Genomic DNA, 19,099 nt, shown 5'->3' on the forward strand with positions numbered 1-19,099 from the left:
GTGAATCGTACCCCCGGAAACTGAAAAACGATGTGGGAGGGTAAGCAAACGCGCGAATCGTACCCCCGGAAACCGAGAAACGATGTGGGAGGGTAAGCAAGCCCAGGAATCGTACCCCCGGAAACCGCAAAACGATGTGGGAGGGTAAGCAAGCGAGCGAATCGCATCCTCGGAAACCGCAAAACGATTTGAGAGGGTAAGCAAAAACCGGAATCACCCATCCAATAACAAAATTAAAACCGACCCGTCAGTTTATAAAATCATTGACAAAGACCTTTTCTTTCCTTTAATCTAAAAATGTTAGAAAATTACTACTATTTTACATACCTAAATAAGGGGTGATCAGATTGACCATTCAATCCGTTGAAACGTCATTTTTAGAGTACCTGCAAAAGATGAAAAGCTATAATGAAGCCATTTCGCTCATGTTCTGGGATCTGCGCACAGGTGCACCGAAAAAAGCGATTGAACAGCGTTCACAGGCAATTGGCATTCTATCTACGGAAGTATTTCAAATGCAGACTTCTGATGAAATGAAATCCTATATTGATCAGATTCTGAGCGCGAAGGATGAGGTTTCGGAAATCACCTTCAAAGCAGCTCTTGAAAGTGAGAAAGAATACAAACTAAGCAAAGTGATTCCGCAGGAAGAATACAAAGAATACGTTATTCTTCAGTCCAAAGCAGAGTCTGTGTGGGAAGAAGCGAAGGAAAAATCGGATTTCAGCCTGTTTGCACCGTACTTGAAGAAGCTAGTTGACACCAACAAAAAGTTTCTGGAGTACTGGGGCTACAAAGAAAATAAATATGACACGTTCCTTGACCAGTATGAGCCGGGTGTAACCGTTGAGGTGCTTGACCGGGTTTTCGGTGAACTGAGAAGCCGCATTGTGCCGTTAGTAAAAAGCATTACGGAGTCACAGAACCAGCCGGAAACTCACTTTTTGTATGAGCCGATTTCAAAAGACAAGCAGCGCCAGATCTCAGAGTTTTTCCTTAAAGAGCTCGGCTACGATTTTGAAGCGGGGCGCCTTGATGAGACGGTCCATCCATTTGCGATCAGTCTAAACCGCGGGGATGTGCGTGTTACAACAAAATATGCTGAAAAAGACTTCCGTACAGCGCTTTTCGGTACGATTCATGAATGCGGTCACGCGCTGTATGAGCAGAACATTTCAGAGGATCTTGAAGGAACCCTGCTGTGCGACGGTACATCCATGGGGATTCATGAGTCGCAGTCTCTTTTCTATGAGAAATTCATCGGCAAAAATCCTGGATTCTGGAACCGTTACTATGATTCGCTTAAGCAGTATGCTGACGGGCAGTTTGATGATGTAGCGCTCCATGACTTCTACCGTGCAGTCAACGAATCCAAGCCGTCACTTATCCGCATCGAGGCAGATGAACTGACGTATCCGCTTCACATCATGATCCGCTATGAAATTGAGAAGGGTTTATTTAATGATGAAATTGAAGTAGAGGATCTTCCGCGCATCTGGAATGAAAAATATACAGAGTACCTTGGCGTAACGCCATCAAATGACGCAGAAGGCGTGCTTCAGGACGTTCACTGGTCCGGCGGCATGTTCGGCTATTTCCCGTCCTATGCGCTTGGTTATATGTATGCCGCGCAATTTAAACATGCGATGCTGAAAGACTTGCCTGACTTTGACCAGCTTGTTGAAAACGGTGAGTTCGGCACAATTAAAAACTGGCTGACAGAAAAGATTCATCAGCACGGAAAAATGAAGCAGCCGCTTGAGATCCTCCATGATGTAACAGGAGAAGGCCTGAACGCCAAGTATTTAATTGATCATCTTGAGGCGAAGTACTCGAAACTGTATCAGCTTGAGCCAGCAAAATAATTAAGGGAACCGCACGAATTTCCGTGCGGTTTTTTACATGAAAGTTTTTAGAGAAATACGAATAATCCAAAATGAAAATCATCTCATTATTCGCTTTTTATGCGAAATACTCTTCCCATAACGAATAAACCCTGTTATAATGCTACTATTCTAATAAAACGTGCACACTCATATAATCGCGGGGATATGGCCTGCAAGTTTCTACCGGATGACCGTTAATCATCTGACTATGAGTGAGCAGTGCTTTGTTTTGCAGCCTGCTTCTTTTAAGCGATCTTCTAAACGGCATTGTCTCACTCTATGAGACGATGCCGTTTTTTTATAGCTGGAGGGAAATAGGATGATTATGCTGCAGGAAAAAATCAAACGTGAAGGAAAGGTGCTTTCAGATCAGGTATTGAAAGTAGACTCCTTTTTAAATCATCAAATTGATCCATTTTTAATGAGAGAAGTAGGAAAAGAGTTTGCAGGAAGATTTAAAAACGAAGGCATTACGAAAATTCTTACCCTTGAATCCTCAGGAATTGCGCCATCGGTAATGACAGGGCTCGAGCTGAACGTGCCGGTTGTTTTTGCAAGGAAGCGCAGCTCTCTTACGTTAAAGGGCAAGCTTCTCACAGCAGCTGTTTATTCGTTTACGAAGCAGGAAGAAAACACGATCGCTGTTTCAGGCGAACATCTGAAAGAAACAGACCGTGTGCTCATCATTGACGATTTTCTGGCAAATGGCCAGGCTGCACTGGGACTTGCCGAAATTGTTAAGCAGTCCGGAGCAAAAATCGAGGGCATGGGTATTGTGATCGAAAAATCATTCCAGGACGGCGGGAAATTGCTTCGTGAAAAAGGCTTTCGCGTGGAATCTCTTGCACGAATCGAGTCTCTTGAAAACGGAACTGTGCAATTTCTTGAAGAAACGGAGGCAGTGCGATGAATAACAATTCCTTTAAAGTGTTCTCACTCGGCATTCAGCACGTTCTTGCCATGTACGCAGGTGCGATTATCGTGCCTCTGATTGTAGGCGGAGCCCTCGGATTAACGCCTGAACAGCTGACTTATCTTGTTTCCATTGATATATTTATGTGCGGTCTTGCAACCCTTCTGCAGGTGTGGAAAAACAAGTTTTTCGGCATCGGCCTTCCTGTTGTGCTTGGCTGCACGTTTACAGCAGTTGGTCCAATGATCGCCATTGGGACGGAATACGGAATATCTTCTGTCTATGGTGCGATTTTAGTTTCAGGAATTTTCGTCATTCTGATTTCAACCGTGTTTGGCAAGCTGGCTGTATTCTTTCCGCCTGTTGTAACAGGATCTGTCGTCACGATTATCGGAATCACCCTGATTCCGGTTGCCATGAATAATATGGCGGGCGGACAGGGGGCCGCTGATTTTGGATCTCCGTCGAATCTTGCGCTTGCTTTTGGTGTTCTGCTGTTTATTATTCTGCTTTACAGATTTTTCACTGGTTTCATCCGCGCTGTTTCCATCCTGATCGGACTGATCGCTGGAACGGCAGCGGCTGCGTTTATGGGAAAGGTAGATTTGCAGCCTGTCTCTGAAGCAGGATGGTTTCAGATCGGCAAGCCGTTTTACTTTGGAACGCCGACGTTTGAGATTGCTCCGATTTTGACCATGATCCTTGTCGCAATCGTCAGTTTGGTAGAGTCAACCGGGGTTTACTATGCACTTGGAGATCTCACGAAAAAGAACATCACAAAAGAGGATCTTGCGAAAGGGTACCGCGCAGAAGGCGTGGCTTACTTGTTTGGAGCAATCTTTAATGCTTTTCCTTATACAGCCTATTCTCAAAATGTAGGATTGATTTCTCTTTCGGGCGTTAAATCAAGGAATGTCATTTATACAGCAGCAGGAATGCTCATGGTGCTTGGACTTGTACCGAAAATTGCGGCCTTCACAACCATTATTCCTGAAGCCGTTCTTGGCGGGGCCATGATCGCCATGTTTGGAATGGTCATTGCTTACGGCATCAAGATGCTGAGCAAGGTAGAGTTTGCTTCACAGGAAAATTTGCTGATTATCGCGTGCTCTGTAGGAATGGGACTTGGAGTGACTGCCGTGCCTGATATGTTCGCCACTCTTCCCGAGTCTGTTAAAATCCTGACCAACAATGGCATTGTGGCAGGAAGCCTGACAGCCATTCTGCTGAATATTGTATTCAATGTTGTACGAAAAGAAGAAAAAAGCGAAGCCGTTCGTCTGAACGAAAAACATGCATCTTAATTCTTCTGATGCAAGATAATGTCCAAAAGAAAAGCCGTACCCTGAACATCTTCAGGGTATGGCTTTTTTAATACATACTTAGAGCTTTTTTTGTAGCCGGGCCGACTATGCCGTCTGATGACAGCTTTTTGCTTTTTTGAAAAGACCTCACTGCTTTATCGGTATTGTTTCCGAAAATCCCGTCAATGCCGCGGGTGTTGAACCCTTTGGAGGTGAGAAGCTGCTGGAGATGTTTGACTTCGCTTCCCCGGCTTCCTTTTTTCAGATTTTGTCCCGTAAATCCGGATGGTTTAGATGATACGGCTTTGCTGCCGCTCACTTTAAATCCTTTTGATGAGGCAATGGCATCAAACGAACTGCCGGAAGATGTTATGATAACAGGTGTATTCATTTTCACCTGGCTGTACAGCCATTCCACTTCATTATCATACATTCTGATGCATCCGTTGCTGATGTACTGCCCGATGGAGCTTGGATTGTTGTTACCGTGTATGGCATACGTTGTGCCCCACGTGCCTCTGGCGTTGATGCCGAGCCAGCGGTTTCCAAGAGGGTTGCGCGAGTCACCGCCTGGAATGCCGAGCTTGTAGTAAGGTCTGTTCATAATCTTACTGACAACTTTAAAGGTTCCTTCAGGAGTGTAGGAGGGCTTTTTGCCGGTCGCCACTTTAAACACGCTGCTGAGCTTGCTGTTCTGATAAAATGCGAGCTGATTTTTAGACTTGTTAATAATAATAAAGTCACTTCCTGCTGCCTCTGTTTTGCTGATGCCTGCGCCGAAAAAAATAAATAGCGCGGCGGTGAAAATAACGAATAGTTTCTTCATGTGTCTCTCCTTTGATGTTAGTAATTGAAAGCAATTACTACATGATATGATGAGAGAAATCTATATATTTCCAGAAGGGGAAATTAAATCAATGGAGGGTTTACAATGAAAAAATGGGCATTTGTATCCGATTTTGACGGGACGATCTCTAAAAAAGATTTTTATCACCTTGTGATAGAGGAATTTTTCCCTGAAGGAGAAGCGCTGTTCAAGCAGTGGAAGCGGGGGGAGATGCTGGATATTGACTTTTTAAGCCGTGTCTTTTCCTCGATTCACCTTGAAGAGGAAGAGCTGATTAAAACCATTCTGACCTTGCCGCTTGACGATTATATCGGACCATTTATTGAGCGTGTCCAACAAAACGGCGGTGACTTTTATATTTTAAGTGCAGGAACAGATTATTATATTAAGCACATTTTTGACGCGCTTGGCGCCGAAAACGTTGAGATCATCTCAAATAAGGGTCATTTTAAAAGCAAAAACATCCATCTGGAAATTGATAAAAATGACTGGAGCTATTCCGAAAGATACGGAATTGATAAATCAAAAGTCATTCAGAAGCTGAAAGAAACTTATGATACGGTTTACTTTTACGGAGACAGCGAACCTGATTCCCATCCTGCAGCCTTTGCAGATGTAACCTTCGCAAAGGACGCGCTGTGCGGGCTCCTTGACAAAAAGGGAGTTGCCTACATTGAAGCAGACACGTTTTTAGATGTAGAAACGTATTTGCGCGGACGCGGAGTACTTGTCATTTGAAAAATCGGGAAACAGCCTGTATAATGTGTTACTTCTTGAGCGCAGAGATATACTAACGTCAAGGAGCTGAACTTCAATGATTACTCAAGATAACAAAAGGGTTTTTACTGCAAAAAATGGAGAAGAGGTTACATTGAGGCCTGTAAGGGAAGAGGATGCAGCTGACATTATCGAATCCGTACAGAGCATCATTGACTCGGGAACGTACATACAAAAAGAAAATCCGCGTTCCCTTGCAGAAGAAAAAGCCTTTATTCAAGAAATGAAAGAGAAAGATAACTTTTACCTCGGTGTTGAAATGCAGGGGAAGGTTGTCGGCATCGCAAGAGTTCTGCGGGGAGAGCTTCAAATGAAAAGACATACCGGTCTGTTCCGGACATGGATTTCAGATTCTGCACAGGGCCTTGGCATCGGCAAGGAAGTCATGAGTGCAACACTTGACTGGTGCAGAAAGAATAACCTTCACAAACTCTGTCTGACGGTTTTTGCTTCCAATGAAGTAGCGGTAAAGCTTTATGAAAAATACGGCTTTACAATAGAGGGAGTACAGCGTGAACAGGCCGTTCTGAACGGGAAGTATGATGATGAGATTCATATGGCCTACTTCTTTTAAAAATTTCCATCCAATCATGTCTGTTCAAACCAGCTTTTCGCGATATAATAAAAGAGCACAACAACAACTCCTTTAAAACGTTGCTTTTCCCTGATCAGGGAAGAGCTTTTTTTTATCCGTTTTTACATAAATACCACCTTATTTGGAAAAAGTAACCTTTAACAGAAAAAAATGAGGTGGATGGGATGGCCTATCTTTTATCAGTCGGCAAGAGCATACCGGAAAACAGGATGCAGCAGGACGCGACTGTAGAATTTGCAAAAGAACTCTTTGAAGGGACGTTTAAAGATATTAACCGGCTGCTGCCTGCTTTTAAAAATGGTGACATAGAGTCACGGCAATTTGTTAAAGACATGAGCTGGTACAGGACTCAGCACACTTTTCAGGAAAAAAACAATACATACATTGAGGCGGCTGTAGCTCTTGGAACGGAGGCGATTATAAGCTGCCTGCAAAACCCCGTCTGTTTAAAAAGAGAGATTGGCTGTGAAGAAATTGACGCGATTTTCTTTGTATCGAGTACCGGAATTTCTACTCCGAGCATAGATGCCAAAATCATCAACAATCTCCCGTTTAAAGAGTCAGTGAAACGAGTGCCGATCTGGGGGCTCGGGTGTGCAGGCGGCGCATCAGGTCTGTCGAGGGCTCATGACTACTGCAAGGCTTATCCGGACGCGAAAGTCATTGTTGTCTGTGTCGAGCTCTGCAGCCTGACCTTTCAGCATGACGATCTGTCCAAAAGCAATTTTATCGGCACATCGCTGTTTGCAGACGGCGTTGCATGTACTCTTCTTGCGGGAGAAAACGCTGATATGGCTCATTTATCTGCTCTCTCTGTCCTTCCGAAAACACGGTCGACACGATCAGTGTTTATGAGAGATTCTGAAGATGTGATGGGGTGGGAAATTAAAAACAACGGATTCTATGTGATTTTTTCAAGAGATATTCCGTCTATTATCAGAAACTGGCTGAAGGGTACGGTGGAGAATTACCTTGCTGATGAGGGGGTTTCACTCAAAAGCATTCAGCATTTCCTCGCACATCCCGGAGGAAAGAAAGTGCTTGATGCGTATCAGGCAAGTCTCGGGTTCACCGAGGAGCAGCTGTCCGTCTCAAAAAATGTTTTAAGGCAGCACGGAAATATGTCGTCTGCAACGGTTATGTATGTGATTGATGAGTACATGACAAGCAGCCGCGTCAACCCGGGGGATCTTGGCATCATCGCAGCGCTTGGCCCTGGATTTTGTGCAGAGCTGCTTTTAGCGGAATGGGAGCGGGTATCATGATCTTCGCCTTTTTCCTGATGATTATTATTCTTCAGCGACTGAGTGAGCTTGTGATGGCAAAGCGAAACGAAAAACGCTTGCTGGATCTGGGAGGGCAAGAACATGGCAGAAGTCACTATCCGTGGATTGTAGCGCTGCATAGCCTGTTTTTGCTCTCGTTCCTTCTTGAAGTGCTGCTTTTTAATAAACAGCTCTCCCCGCTATGGATGGTCATTCTTCCGATTATCGTGCTCACGCAGATTATCCGTTATTGGGCTGTGTTCAGTCTTGGGCCGTACTGGAATACGAAAATCATCATCGTCCCAGATCTTGAGGTTGTGGCAAAAGGACCGTACAAGTATATGAGGCATCCTAATTATCTGGTTGTTGCTGTTGAAATCCTGTTTCTGCCGATTCTATTTCAGGCATATGCTACAGCTGTAATATTTACCCTGCTCAACGCAGTCATTCTGTCTATCAGAATCCCCGCTGAGGAAAAAGCGCTTGCCGAACATACGGCAGATTACGCTTCATCTTTTTCATGGAAAAAGAGATTTGTCCCCCGAAAACGGGAGGAATAACAGTTTTAGTCGGGCATAATCTAAGCATAGATGCCGCAAATAGAATGAATGAACATCATCATTTTAAATCGTGTACATAAATCCCTGTTGAAAATGATTTTCATTCGTGGTAGAGTGAAGGTAATAATCATTCTCAGTGAAAAGGTTGTGTGAGACGATGGAAATGACACTCGTATTAGGAACGGTTTTGGCCTACAGCACACTGATTGGCTACATATTGAAAAAAGTGAATACTGCTTCTTAACCTCATGCTGCCTGATTCGGCAGTTTTTTTATGTCTTTTTTTCATACCTGCGATACGCTTTCAGCGAAGTTTTAAGAGAGGAATAGGCTCCTACAGCAGCACTTCCGTAAAAGAATCCCATAAACAGCCCTGTTGAAAAGTGGCTGGGATGGCTGATGAACAGACCGATAAACAGCCCGGTGAGTCCCGCAGCAGAAGGGACAAATGGCGGAGGAATCTTAAAGATCAGCTTAACGATTTGCGTAATAACCACAACAGCAGGAACGGCAATGACCGCATCCCAGAAATTTGTATGGATAATCGGAAATTCTGTCATTTCTCTCCATCCTTTCTTTTTTTAGTATGAGAGAATGCGGCAAATAATATTTCTGTAAGCTTTATGTTTGACAAAATTCGCCGGATTCGATATTATTATCTCGAATTGAAGATATTCAATTTAGAGATTCTTAAATTATTGTTTTAATCACATGGATTTAAACAATAATAAAACGGGATCAAACTTTTAAAAAGGAAAGGTGACTAACATGTCAAAAGTTTTATACATCACTGCGCATCCGCACGACGATACAGCGTCTTTCAGTATGGCAGCAGGAAAAGCATTTCTAGATGAGTACAAAAAAGCAAATTCAGGCGATGAGGTTGTTCACATTGATCTTTATAAAGAAAACATTCCGCATATCGATGCAGATGTTTTCAGCGGCTGGGGAAAACTGCAGACGGGAAAAGGCTTTGAAGAACTTTCAGCTGAAGAAAAAGCAAAGGTCGGACGCCTGTCTGAGCTGAGCGAACAATTCATTTCAGCTGACAAATATGTTTTCGTAACACCTCTTTGGAACTTCTCTTTCCCTCCTGTTATGAAAGCTTATCTTGACTCTGTGGCTGTTGCAGGCAAATCGTTCAAATATACAGAGCAGGGACCTGTCGGATTACTGACAGACAAAAAGGCTCTTCACATTCAGGCGCGCGGAGGCATCTACTCAACAGGCCCTGCTGCTGAGATGGAAATGGGCCACCGCTACCTCGGCATCATGATGCAGTTCTTCGGTGTTCCTTCATTTGAAGGCCTGTTCATTGAAGGACATGCAGCAATGCCTGACAAAGCACAGCAAATCAAAGAAGACGGGATCGCACGCGCGAAAGATCTTGCACATACATTCTAAGACAGTAAAAAGAATCTCCAGCCGGGGGTTCTTTTTTTTATTAGAAAAGATTGACAGCAAACAGGAAATACCATTATTATATTATTAATAGATATATCATTAAACGATATATTGATACATGATATAAAGAGGTGATACATTGCCGAGGAATGCGATGATGGAAATGGAACAGCTTACAGATCCAGCTTATTACATTGTTTTATCTTTGCTTGAAGAAAAGCACGGATATCTCATTATGAAACATATCGAAGAACTGACAGACGGAGAATTTATAATAGGCCCTGCCACGCTTTATACGCTGACTAAAAAGCTGCTTGATGCTGAAATTATTTCGCTTTCTGCCAGTCAGAACGACAGACGGAAAGTTTACAAAGCAACGGAAAAGGGCCGGAAACTCCTGGAGCTCGAGATAGGCCGCAGACAGAGGATGGCTGCACATGGACTCCATGCTTTTAAGAAAAATAAGGAGGTCTGATCGATGGAAAAAAGAAGATATATGCCTTCAGCAGGTCTGGCTTTTGCAGAAGAACGGGAAATGAAAAAACTCAGTAAAATGGCCCAAAAGGGCTGGGTGCTTGAAAAATTCTCCTTTATGGGCTATACGCTTAAAAAATCCAATCCTCAGCATCTGATATACAGTCTTGACTATCAGAATGTAAAGGAAGATGAAGCTGAGGAGTATTATAACGTTTTCAGGGCTGCGGGCTGGGAGCCTGTTACATCAAGTGGAAGCGTCCATGTTTTTTCAGCAGAAGAGGGAACTCCGCCTATTCATACAGAGGATGAATCTAAAGCAGAAAAATATGCCGTGATGAAAAACTGGTTTGGATCGATTGCCTGTTTCCTCTCGCTGCTTGCCATTGCGTCTGTCTTTTTAATGCAGGAGTCAGTCATTATCCAGCGGTTTATCTTTCCGGCATCACTTGCTCTGGCTGTTCCTGCAGCCCTGACGTTTATTACTCTGCAAATTCGGTATGCATCTGTTAGAAAGAACCTGTAAATCTGTGTTTGTGTGAGCTAAAAGAATGATTTTCCACATAAGTCCTCCAAGCAGGGCTTTTTTGTATTAGAATGTAGGGATGAACGTTAAAGGAGAGAAAGTACAGCATGGATGGAACATCACATATGGCGATAGGAGCGGCAGCAGGTTTCGGGGCTGCGAGTGCAGTCGGAGCAGATCTGGAAGCGACGCTCATTTTATCTGCGCTCGGAGGACTCACAGCCTTAATGCCTGATGCTGATATTGACGGCAAGCTTAGAAACAGACTGACATTTTCACATCATTTTATCCGCAGTGTCGCGCAGGTCGCGGGATTTCTAATGATTATGTACAGTTTTTTTCAAGGAAAGGGAAATGAGATCTGGACTGGCATGGGAGCAGGAGCGGCAATTATCGTGCTGTCTGCTTTTATCAGGCAGAGGCATATGCTGACGATGACAGGGGCGGGAATTGCTGCAGGAGGTTTCTCCCTGCAGGAAACATGGGTCATTCTGCTTGGCGTCTTTATGATCATAGCTTCTTTTGTCCCTCACAGAAGCTATACGCACAGTATTGCCGGGCTTTTGTTTTTCGCAGTTATAGCCTCACAATTTGAACAGGCAACAGGGCTTCAGGGAGCTTTTTACGCAGGTACTGCAGGGTATGCGAGTCATCTGATTGCAGATATGAAAATGCTGCCTTTTAACAGGCGCGGAGTTAAATTTTTTCTGCCGTTCTCATCGAAGGAGTTTTAAAGAACAAAAGCGCAAGCGCCAAGGCCCGCTCCGATAGGCAGATAAGAATCCGTCGGAAGAGTCCGGGTCCCGCCTTTTTTGACGGATTTGTTCTGACAGAGGATTTAGGCGCTTCCGCTTGCCGAGGATTAATTTGCTATTATTTATATTTTTTGTGACATTGAAAAAATGCAGTCCGCATCCGGACTGCATTTCTGATTTTAAAAGGTTCAGCCTGGCTGAATAATGACTTCATCGTGGTCAACGCTGCTGATGCCGTCAGTAAAGATTAGACGGGTAATAAATTTATAGGAAATATGGCTGTCTGTCGGCAGCAGGGAAGGAGGGAGCTCAAAAGAAAAATTCATTGTTTTTTCTTCCTGTGCTGAAATGACCGCGGATGAAAAAATGGTCTTTGTGTTGATTACCCGTTCCGTATCATTCTCTGCGTGTGTCTGCACGAGATCTGACTCCACTCTTTTAAGGCGCTGTTCAGCAACCCCGCCTTTTATAATGTATTCACCTTTAATCATATCGCCAATGCAGTATGTATCTTTTCTAAGGACAAGATCGATTTTGGCAGATCCTACACCAAATTTGCACAGCACTTTTCCAAGTAACAAGAAAATACCCACCTTCCGGCCGAGCGGCCATCTGTTATCATTGATTATTTTACGTATTTATTGTAATTTTTCAACCATAATTTCAATAAAAGTTTGTCTTTTTTACGTCTCCGCAAGAGAAAAGTTTCAAAAACGGCTGTAACTGTTTAAAGATTCTTATAATAGGATGGGAAAAAGGGAAAAAATCAAGTAAAATAGCAATATACGCCAGACAAAGGGGTTTAGGGAATGAGTACGAAAACGTTAAAACAGCATCTGCTTCCCAGAACAGCTGCTGTATGGAACAAAATACAGGATGAACCTGAAACAGCCGATAAACTGATCGAGCTGTTCTATAAAATTCAAAAGAATACGAAGCACATTGCTTTTACAGGCCATTTTTCAGCAGGAAAATCAACGATGATCAACACGCTGCTCGGCGAAGAGGTTCTGCCGACAAGCCCGATTCCGACAAGTGCAAATGTCGTGCTGCTTCAAAAGGGTGAAAAATCTGTCATCCTGCATGACACGAAAGGAAACCTGATCAAGCTGAAGGGATCCTACTCCATTCAGCAAGTGAAGGACTACTGCAGGCAGGGCAGTGAGGTCTTAAAAATCGAGATAAAAGATGAGTATTTGTCCCTTCAGGAAAACGTTGTGATCATGGACACGCCTGGAATTGATTCCACGGACGCCGCTCACCGCATGGCGACTGAATCTGCTCTGCATCTCGCAGATTTAGTGTTTTATGTGACAGATTACAATCACGTTCAATCCGAAGAAAATGTGGCATTTGTCCACGAAATGATACATAAAGGCAAACAGATTTATTTAATTGTGAATCAAGTTGATAAACACAGGGAAGAGGAAGTAGCCTTCTCTGCATTCAGGGCTCAGATTGAAATGACGTTCGAAGCTGCGGGATTGCCTTCAGACCATGTTTTCTATACGTCACTTACGGCTTTAGACCATGAGCATAATCAGCTTTCTTCCGTAAAAAATCTCATCAGCCAAATGATCATTAATGAGGGTCTTGTACAAGAGAATGCCCAAAACACACTGATCTCATTAACTTCAGACTATCTCGGCCAGAAGGAAGAAGATCTTCAAATGAAGGATATTTCAGCAGATGAACTGCTCTCGCAAATCAGCAGTGTTCAAAAAGGACTGGACGCATCCCAAGCTGCATTTAAGACGCTTTCTGACAGCATCAGCTCTGTTTCAGCAGACTTGCGTGATCAGCTGGATTATATCCTTAAAAATGCCAATCTGATTCCATTTGAGACAAGATCAAAGGCTGAAAGGTTTATTGAAGCGTCACTGCCGGGATTTAAAGTGGGGCTGTTCTTCTCAAAAGCGAAAACAGCAGAAGAACAGAAAAAACGGGAAACGGAACTGTTTGAGGACATTTCAGGCCATTTGCAGTCTCAAATTGCCTGGCACGTGAATGAACTGCTGAAGAAAAAAGCAGCAGAGCATGAGATCAGCAGCCCTGATTTTCTGCAGAAGCTTCAGGATTTTTCAATCACAACAGATGCTGCCCTTTTGCACAGTTCCGTTCAAAAAGGGGCTACGGCCAACGCGCAGTATACGCTCACCTACTCCAATGATTTAAGTGAATCGGTAAAAAAAGAGACAAAAAAACAGGTGCTGCCTTTGATCGAACAGATGGAACAGCATGTGAAAGATCAAAACGATGCTCAGCTTCAAGCATTATTCTCAGACGTATCGAAACGAAAAGAGAAACTTGAAGCATTAAACGAACTGTACCGCAGACTGATTGGGTTTGAACAGCTGAAAAATGACGTGATGGAGCTTGCCTCACAGGAAAAGCTTCCTGAACTCGACCTTGCCGAGTGGATAAGGGAGCATCCGGAAAAAGCTGCCTCAGAAGGAACGCTTGAGCAAAAGAACGCAGTTAACCGGAAGGTTGAGAAGGTATCTGCTGAAAAGACACATGTTCAGGATCAAAAGGCTGATCAGGCATTTTTTGCAGACCAGATCGCTGCAGCATCAAATGTACTGACCGGTATTCCGGGCTTTCAGCAGCTTTCAGCCTCCTTAAGGGCAAAAGCAGAGTCCCTTCAGAACAAGTCGTTTACTGTTGCCCTGTTTGGAGCATTCAGTGCAGGAAAATCTTCTTTTGCAAATGCGCTGCTTGGTGAAAAGCTTTTGCCTTCATCGCCAACACCGACAACGGCTGCAATTAATAAAATCAAACCTGTTACAAAGGATAAACCGCACGGGATGATTGAAGTGACATTTAAGACTGAACGTGCATTTCTGGAGGAGATTGCGGATGTTTTCTCTATAGAGGCAGTTTCAGCCGAGGATGCCCGCAAGAAACTTGCTGTTATGAAAGGGGACAGCGAGAGACTTAAGTCGCTTTTGCCCCTCTATCAAAAGGCATTGTCTGTGATCGGTACAATCAGCGGCAAAACGATTGCCGTAAACAGGGAAGAATATAAAGACTATGTGTCAAATGAGGAAAAAGCATGCACGGTTGAAGAAGTTGTCATTTATTTTGACAGCCCCCTGACGCAAAGCGGAATTACGATCGTCGATACTCCTGGAGCGGATTCGTTTAATTCAAGGCACACCGAAGTCGCATTCGATTACATTAAAAATGCGGACGCCATCTTGTTTGTCACCTATTATAATCATCCGTTTTCAAAAGGAGACAGAGAGTTTCTGAAGCAGCTTGGAAGGGTGAAAGACACCTTCTCGATGGATAAAATGTTTTTTATCATCAATGCCATTGACCTTGCAGGAAGCAAAGAAGAAATTGATCTGGTGAAAGACTATATCCGTGACCAGCTTTTGACTCACGAAATCAGGCGTCCCCGCCTTTACGGAATATCAAGCATGCAGGAGCTTGCTAAAACGGCAGATCCTCTCCAATCTGAATTCGGGGTGATGAAAGAGGAATTCCATCACTTTATGAACCATGATCTTTCAGCTTCCATGATTCAGTCTGCAAAGCTTGAGCTTTCGATTGCAAAGCAGCAGCTGCAGTCGGTCCTTGATGCAGCAGACAGCAATCAGGAGAAAAGAGAACGGGAAATAAAGACGCTGACAGCTCAAAGAGAAAAGGTGCTGTCCATGCTGAATGCAGAAACGCAAAATCTCAGGGAGAAACAGCTGGAGCAGGAAGTGAAAGAGCAGCTGTTCTATGTGAAGCAGCGGACGATGCTCAGGTTTCCGGATCTGTTCAAAGAAGCCTTTCATCCGGGAGCATTTGGCGGTTCCAAATCCCCGAAAGAAGTATTGGACGAGTGCTATCAGGATCTTCTTGCTTCCCTTCAGTTTTATGTTCTGCAGGAATTGCAGGCCGTTACTCTGAGACTTGAGAAGTACGTGCACGGTCTTTTATCTGATGCATTTAAACAGGCGGCAAGAGAAATGCTGATGCACAACGGACAGCTCCGGACTTCCATGCCTGATTTACAAAAGATTGAAACGCCTAAAATCAGAACGTCTTTGAAAGAACATGTAACAAATGAAGAAAAACAGCCGCTGAAGAAATTTAAAAATACGAAGGCTTTTTTTGAGAAAAACGAGAAAAAGCAAATAAGTGAAGAGCTTCAGGAAAAGCTTGCTCATCCTGTTTCAATTCAGCTGACGGAGAGCGAAAATCAGTTTAAGGCTTATTATGGAGAAAAGCTGAGAGAAGCAAGCAAGGAGCTTACCGGGAATCTTGTCCTCCAGACAGAGTCATTTTATGAAGCGCTTCTGTCAGCATACACGCTTGAAGATGTCTCGGCCTATGAGCGGAGTAATGAGGTGCTTGAGAAGATTCTTTCTGCAGCAGGTGTCAAGTCATGAAGTCACCCTATCAGGTATGCGCAGCCTGCATACATTTTCAAAGCCTCAAGGCTGAAGGGCGGATGATTTACCGCTGCAGCCGGCTCGGATTTGAAACGAAACCTGATTATTCCTTTGACTGCTGGAGTCCAAAGGAATCAGTAAAAAAACTAATGGAAAAAAGAGGAGATCAACAAGATGAGCAACGTACATGAAGCCATTACGGCACACAGCAAAAAGCAAAATGCCATCGTTACAAAGTTTGCAGCATTAGAGGAGAAAAGAGAGGCGCTGATTGAGAAAGCGGTTCTGCAGTGCAGACAATCCGAGCCTTTTTCAGTGAATGGAATAAATGAAGTCACAGCTGAAATCAATGAACTTGCTAAAGGGGGCATTATTCCAACGAGACAGCACGTTACAGAGGAAATGGTCAAAGAATATGTGCAAAGAAAGTTCGGCCAGGACAGCCAATAACTTCTTCGTGTCAGGCAGCTGCTCCCTGAAGATACTAAAGCTAACCTAACTGAAAAGAGGTGTCAGCTTTGGGAAAAACGAAAAAAGGGAATGCCAACGCACAGCGCAACAACAATGCCAAGGGCTATAATGAAGAATTCGCTTCATACGCAGAAACTGAAGTGAAAAAAATGAACAGCAAAAAAGAGAAATAACCAAATCCGGGAAATCTGAACAGAAATAAATTAGGGTGAATTTGAGTTAAAACTACTCAAATTCACCCTTTTTCATTCATGCTCTTTCGTACGGTATAATCAACAGCCGGTCCTCAAATGGAATAGGAAAGACGCTCTTTCGTACGTTATAATCAGCAGCCGGTTCTCAAATGGAATAGGAAAGACGCTCTTTCGTACGTTATAATCAGCAGCCAGTCCTCAAATGGAATAGGAAAGACGCTCTTTCGTACGGTATAATCAACGGCCGGTCCTCAAATGGAATAGGAAAGACGCTCTTTCGTAAGTTATAATCAGCAGCCGGTGCTCAAATGGAATAAGAAAGACGCTCTTTTGTACGGTATAATCAGCGGCCGGTTCTCAAATGGAATAAGAAAGACGCTCTTTTGTACGGTATAATCAGCAGCCGATCCTCAAGTGGAATAAGAAAGACGCTCTTTCGTAAGGTATAATCAGCAGCCGGTCCTCAAATGGAATAGGAAAGACGCTCTTTCGTACGTTATAATCATCGGCCGGTTCTCAAATGGAATAAGAAAGACGCTCTTTCGTAAGGTATAATCAGCGGCCGGTTCTCAAATGGAATAAGAAACATGCTCTTCAGTAGGGTATAATGAGCAGCCAATGTTCAGATAGCTTAAGATACAAGTGTTTCCTGCGGAATAACCTCTGCGCTAATGTTTTGTACCATCCTCTTTTCATGTTTTTCCCTTTCTTCCCACGAACATAATTATGGTATGATAGAGACAGCGTATTTTTTAGGAATAGGAGTTTGATCTCTATATGAATAATAAAAAAGAACATTTGCTGATCGTCGACGGCATGGCTCTCTTATTCAGAGCATTCTACGCCACAAGCGTTTACGGCAACTTTATGATAAACAGCAAGGGCGTGCCGACAAATGCAGTAAACGGCTTCCTGAAGCATCTGCTCGCATCCGTTAAACATTTTCAGCCGACGCATGTCATCTGCTGCTGGGATATGGGCAGCAAAACATACAGATCAGAGCTATTTGATCACTATAAAGCCAACCGTCCGGAAGCTCCTGTTGAAATGCTTCCGCAATTTGACCTTGCAAAAAAGGCTGCAGAAGCTTTTAACATTCCGAATGTCGGTCTTGCCGGGTATGAAGCGGATGACTGCATCGGGACCATTGCAAAGCTTTATTCTGCTGAAATGAATATATCCATTCTGACTGGCGACCGTGATCTTCTTCAGCTGCTTGATGAAAATATACAGGTCGTTCTAATGCAGAAAGGAATTGGCCAATATAAAGTGTATACGCCGGATTTCTTTACAGAAGAAACAGGCATACTTCCAGCTCATCTTGTGGATGTAAAAGGACTGATGGGCGACAGCAGCGATAACTATCCCGGAGTTAAAGGCATCGGAGAGAAAACGGCCTACAAGCTGATTGCCAAATACAAGTCAATTGATGTTCTGCTTGAGCGGCTTGAAGAGCTGACGAACGCACAGCGATCAAAAATTGAGCAGGATTTGGACATGCTGCATCTCTCAAGACGGCTTGCAGAAATAGCGTGCGATGTACCTGTTGAATGCAGCCTTGAAGAAGCTTTATTTGATGCAGAGCACAGCCGTGCTGCACGTTTAATTGAAGAAATGGAGCTTAGAGGACTGCATGGCTTTTTATCAGATGCATTGAATTCCAGAGAGGCAATGTGACCTCTCTTCTCTTTTACATAACCGGCCCCAAAACGGGAGCAAGCCCTTTGCTTTTGAACCCGTTTCCTTTATGATCCGAAGAAGATTGGAGTGACAAATCATGAAGAAAGCAATGATTGTCGGGGCAAGCGGCCTCATCGGCACGGAGCTGCTCGAGCTGCTGCTCTCATCAAAGCATTATTCAGAAGTGAAGACGGTTACAAGGAAAGCATTGGACCGCAAACATGATAAGCATAAGAACATTGTTGTTGACTTTGATCATCTTTCAGCCAGCAAACGTGAATTTAAGGTGGATGACCTCTTCTTATGTCTTGGCACAACCATGAAAAAAGCAAAATCAAAAGAAGCTTTCTATAAAGTTGATTTCGAATATTCAGTGGAGGCGGCAAAGCTTGCAAAACAGCAGGGAGTGAAACGGGTTCTGGCTGTCTCTGCAATAGGTGCTGACAGAGATTCGCTCTTTTACTATAACCGCGTAAAAGGACAAATGGAGGATGCACTCAGAAACCTCGGCCTCCCGTCAGTTATTCTGTTCAGGCCGTCCCTTCTGCTTGGAGACAGACAGGAATTCCGGATGGGGGAAAAACTGGGTGAGTGGCTTTTTAAACTTTTCGGTTTTGTCTTTATAGGCAAACTAAAATCGATGAAGCCTATACATGCGAAAACGGTTGCAAAAGCTATGCTGAAAGAAGCACAGAATAAAGATCCTCTGGTTATCACATTTCAATCTGATGAAATTAAGGATATTGGCTATTAGAACATGCTAAGGCGGGGTATGCTTGCTACATACGATACAATCAGTGACAGATTATTTGCAGCATTTACAGGATAAGGGGTTTCACTTTAAAGAAGATGCCCTCGGATTTATCGAATTCGGAAAGCACTATACAGGCGCAGAAGATAAGCTGGTCATAGCTGCAATCGAGCTGACATTAAAAGCGCAAAAAGAATTTGACGGCGCCTTTTTCGTCTCTCTTCTTGAAAGACTGACAAAAGAAAAGGCAAGAAACCGCAGCCAGGCGATGCGGGTAGCAAGGGAACTGAACATTTTAAACTGAAAAAT

At 43.7% G+C, this 19,099-nt stretch carries 20 protein-coding genes and 1 riboswitch; of the genes, 17 read left to right on the forward strand and 3 right to left on the reverse strand.

Annotated features, from left to right (window positions below):
• Positions 1–341: 341 nt before the first annotated feature.
• The 3 genes from MHB63_17675 (at position 342) to MHB63_17685 (ending at position 4,103) form a co-directional block, all read left to right on the forward strand.
• Positions 342–1,865, forward strand: a complete 1,524-nt coding sequence (locus MHB63_17675; GenBank protein ID MEK3808352.1) for a carboxypeptidase M32 — start codon at positions 342–344, stop codon at positions 1,863–1,865.
• A gap of 148 nt (positions 1,866–2,013) precedes the next feature.
• A riboswitch (purine riboswitch) is annotated at positions 2,014–2,115 on the forward strand.
• A 90-nt stretch (positions 2,116–2,205) separates the two neighbouring features.
• Entirely contained in the window at positions 2,206–2,796 is a 591-nt protein-coding gene (locus MHB63_17680) for a xanthine phosphoribosyltransferase (GenBank protein MEK3808353.1), read from the forward strand.
• Positions 2,793–4,103 carry a nucleobase:cation symporter-2 family protein gene (locus MHB63_17685; protein ID MEK3808354.1) on the forward strand — a complete coding sequence of 437 codons (1,311 nt, stop codon included), beginning with the start codon at positions 2,793–2,795 and terminating at the stop codon, positions 4,101–4,103. The genes MHB63_17680 and MHB63_17685 overlap by 4 nt, the downstream gene beginning before the upstream one ends.
• Before the next feature lie 67 nt (positions 4,104–4,170).
• Here the strand turns inward: MHB63_17685 and MHB63_17690 are convergent, their stop codons facing one another.
• Positions 4,171–4,929: a L,D-transpeptidase family protein gene (locus MHB63_17690; protein MEK3808355.1), complete on the reverse strand. Its 759-nt coding sequence runs from the start codon at positions 4,927–4,929 to the stop codon at positions 4,171–4,173.
• Positions 4,930–5,034: 105 nt separating this feature from the next.
• Between MHB63_17690 and MHB63_17695 the strand changes: the two genes are divergently transcribed.
• The 4 genes from MHB63_17695 to MHB63_17710 all read left to right on the forward strand — a co-directional run bounded on the left by MHB63_17695 (position 5,035) and on the right by MHB63_17710 (position 8,147).
• Entirely contained in the window at positions 5,035–5,688 is a 654-nt protein-coding gene (locus tag MHB63_17695) for an MtnX-like HAD-IB family phosphatase (protein MEK3808356.1), read from the forward strand.
• A gap of 76 nt (positions 5,689–5,764) precedes the next feature.
• Positions 5,765–6,301 (forward strand): GNAT family protein, encoded by a 537-nt coding sequence (locus tag MHB63_17700; GenBank protein ID MEK3808357.1) that lies wholly within the window; start codon positions 5,765–5,767, stop codon positions 6,299–6,301.
• Positions 6,302–6,486: 185 nt separating this feature from the next.
• Positions 6,487–7,587: a 3-oxoacyl-[acyl-carrier-protein] synthase III C-terminal domain-containing protein gene (locus tag MHB63_17705; GenBank protein ID MEK3808358.1), complete on the forward strand. Its 1,101-nt coding sequence runs from the start codon at positions 6,487–6,489 to the stop codon at positions 7,585–7,587.
• Positions 7,587–8,147, forward strand: a complete 561-nt coding sequence (locus tag MHB63_17710) for an isoprenylcysteine carboxylmethyltransferase family protein (GenBank protein ID MEK3808359.1) — start codon at positions 7,587–7,589, stop codon at positions 8,145–8,147. Before MHB63_17705 ends, MHB63_17710 begins: the two co-directional genes overlap by 1 nt.
• 272 nt (positions 8,148–8,419) lie before the next feature.
• On the opposite strand, the gene MHB63_17715 is transcribed toward MHB63_17710, so the two are convergent.
• Positions 8,420–8,707, reverse strand: coding sequence for a hypothetical protein (locus MHB63_17715; protein MEK3808360.1), 288 nt, complete (start codon positions 8,705–8,707; stop codon positions 8,420–8,422).
• A 208-nt stretch (positions 8,708–8,915) separates the two neighbouring features.
• Here MHB63_17715 and MHB63_17720 point away from each other — a divergent pair, with 208 nt between their 5' ends.
• From MHB63_17720 to MHB63_17735, 4 genes are all read left to right on the forward strand, one after another.
• Positions 8,916–9,551 carry an FMN-dependent NADH-azoreductase gene (locus MHB63_17720; protein MEK3808361.1) on the forward strand — a complete coding sequence of 212 codons (636 nt, stop codon included), beginning with the start codon at positions 8,916–8,918 and terminating at the stop codon, positions 9,549–9,551.
• Between the two features lie 154 nt (positions 9,552–9,705).
• The gene (locus tag MHB63_17725; GenBank protein ID MEK3808362.1) at positions 9,706–10,026 is read left to right on the forward strand and encodes a PadR family transcriptional regulator; all 321 of its coding nucleotides are present in this window, start codon (positions 9,706–9,708) and stop codon (positions 10,024–10,026) included.
• Between the two features lie 3 nt (positions 10,027–10,029).
• On the forward strand, positions 10,030–10,551 hold the full coding sequence (locus MHB63_17730; GenBank protein ID MEK3808363.1) for a DUF2812 domain-containing protein: 522 nt from the start codon (positions 10,030–10,032) through the stop codon (positions 10,549–10,551).
• 107 nt (positions 10,552–10,658) lie between these two features.
• A complete protein-coding gene (locus MHB63_17735) occupies positions 10,659–11,285 on the forward strand; it encodes a metal-dependent hydrolase (GenBank protein MEK3808364.1) in 627 nt (208 codons plus the stop codon).
• Positions 11,286–11,494: 209 nt separating this feature from the next.
• Here MHB63_17735 and MHB63_17740 read toward each other — a convergent pair whose 3' ends face one another.
• Positions 11,495–11,887: a sporulation protein gene (locus MHB63_17740; GenBank protein MEK3808365.1), complete on the reverse strand. Its 393-nt coding sequence runs from the start codon at positions 11,885–11,887 to the stop codon at positions 11,495–11,497.
• Between the two features lie 228 nt (positions 11,888–12,115).
• On the opposite strand from MHB63_17740, the gene MHB63_17745 reads away from it, so the two are divergent.
• From MHB63_17745 to MHB63_17770, 6 genes are all read left to right on the forward strand, one after another.
• Complete coding sequence (locus MHB63_17745) at positions 12,116–15,691, forward strand: dynamin family protein (protein ID MEK3808366.1); 3,576 nt, start codon at positions 12,116–12,118, stop codon at positions 15,689–15,691.
• Between the two features lie 177 nt (positions 15,692–15,868).
• Positions 15,869–16,144, forward strand: coding sequence for a YpbS family protein (locus tag MHB63_17750; protein ID MEK3808367.1), 276 nt, complete (start codon positions 15,869–15,871; stop codon positions 16,142–16,144).
• Between the two features lie 68 nt (positions 16,145–16,212).
• On the forward strand, positions 16,213–16,338 hold the full coding sequence (locus tag MHB63_17755) for a hypothetical protein (GenBank protein MEK3808368.1): 126 nt from the start codon (positions 16,213–16,215) through the stop codon (positions 16,336–16,338).
• Between the two features lie 798 nt (positions 16,339–17,136).
• Positions 17,137–18,036 carry a 5'-3' exonuclease gene (locus tag MHB63_17760; GenBank protein ID MEK3808369.1) on the forward strand — a complete coding sequence of 300 codons (900 nt, stop codon included), beginning with the start codon at positions 17,137–17,139 and terminating at the stop codon, positions 18,034–18,036.
• A gap of 100 nt (positions 18,037–18,136) precedes the next feature.
• Positions 18,137–18,793, forward strand: coding sequence for an NAD(P)H-binding protein (locus MHB63_17765; GenBank protein MEK3808370.1), 657 nt, complete (start codon positions 18,137–18,139; stop codon positions 18,791–18,793).
• 22 nt (positions 18,794–18,815) lie between these two features.
• Positions 18,816–19,094, forward strand: coding sequence for a DUF6123 family protein (locus MHB63_17770; protein MEK3808371.1), 279 nt, complete (start codon positions 18,816–18,818; stop codon positions 19,092–19,094).
• Positions 19,095–19,099 lie beyond the last annotated feature (5 nt).

The sequence above is a fragment of the Bacillus sp. FSL H8-0547 genome (genome assembly GCA_038002745.1).
GTDB lineage: Bacteria > Bacillota > Bacilli > Bacillales > Bacillaceae > Bacillus_P.

Coding starts and splice junctions, on each gene's coding strand:
- MHB63_17680 (MEK3808353.1), top strand. CDS start 2,206: ATGATTATGCTGCAGGAAAAAATCAAACGTGAAGGAAAGGTGCTTTCA.
- MHB63_17685 (MEK3808354.1), top strand. CDS start 2,793: ATGAATAACAATTCCTTTAAAGTGTTCTCACTCGGCATTCAGCACGTT.
- MHB63_17690 (MEK3808355.1), bottom strand. CDS start 4,929: ATGAAGAAACTATTCGTTATTTTCACCGCCGCGCTATTTATTTTTTTC.
- MHB63_17695 (MEK3808356.1), top strand. CDS start 5,035: ATGAAAAAATGGGCATTTGTATCCGATTTTGACGGGACGATCTCTAAA.
- MHB63_17700 (MEK3808357.1), top strand. CDS start 5,765: ATGATTACTCAAGATAACAAAAGGGTTTTTACTGCAAAAAATGGAGAA.
- MHB63_17705 (MEK3808358.1), top strand. CDS start 6,487: ATGGCCTATCTTTTATCAGTCGGCAAGAGCATACCGGAAAACAGGATG.
- MHB63_17715 (MEK3808360.1), bottom strand. CDS start 8,707: ATGACAGAATTTCCGATTATCCATACAAATTTCTGGGATGCGGTCATT.
- MHB63_17720 (MEK3808361.1), top strand. CDS start 8,916: ATGTCAAAAGTTTTATACATCACTGCGCATCCGCACGACGATACAGCG.
- MHB63_17725 (MEK3808362.1), top strand. CDS start 9,706: ATGATGGAAATGGAACAGCTTACAGATCCAGCTTATTACATTGTTTTA.
- MHB63_17730 (MEK3808363.1), top strand. CDS start 10,030: ATGGAAAAAAGAAGATATATGCCTTCAGCAGGTCTGGCTTTTGCAGAA.
- MHB63_17735 (MEK3808364.1), top strand. CDS start 10,659: ATGGATGGAACATCACATATGGCGATAGGAGCGGCAGCAGGTTTCGGG.
- MHB63_17745 (MEK3808366.1), top strand. CDS start 12,116: ATGAGTACGAAAACGTTAAAACAGCATCTGCTTCCCAGAACAGCTGCT.
- MHB63_17750 (MEK3808367.1), top strand. CDS start 15,869: ATGAGCAACGTACATGAAGCCATTACGGCACACAGCAAAAAGCAAAAT.
- MHB63_17760 (MEK3808369.1), top strand. CDS start 17,137: ATGAATAATAAAAAAGAACATTTGCTGATCGTCGACGGCATGGCTCTC.
- MHB63_17765 (MEK3808370.1), top strand. CDS start 18,137: ATGAAGAAAGCAATGATTGTCGGGGCAAGCGGCCTCATCGGCACGGAG.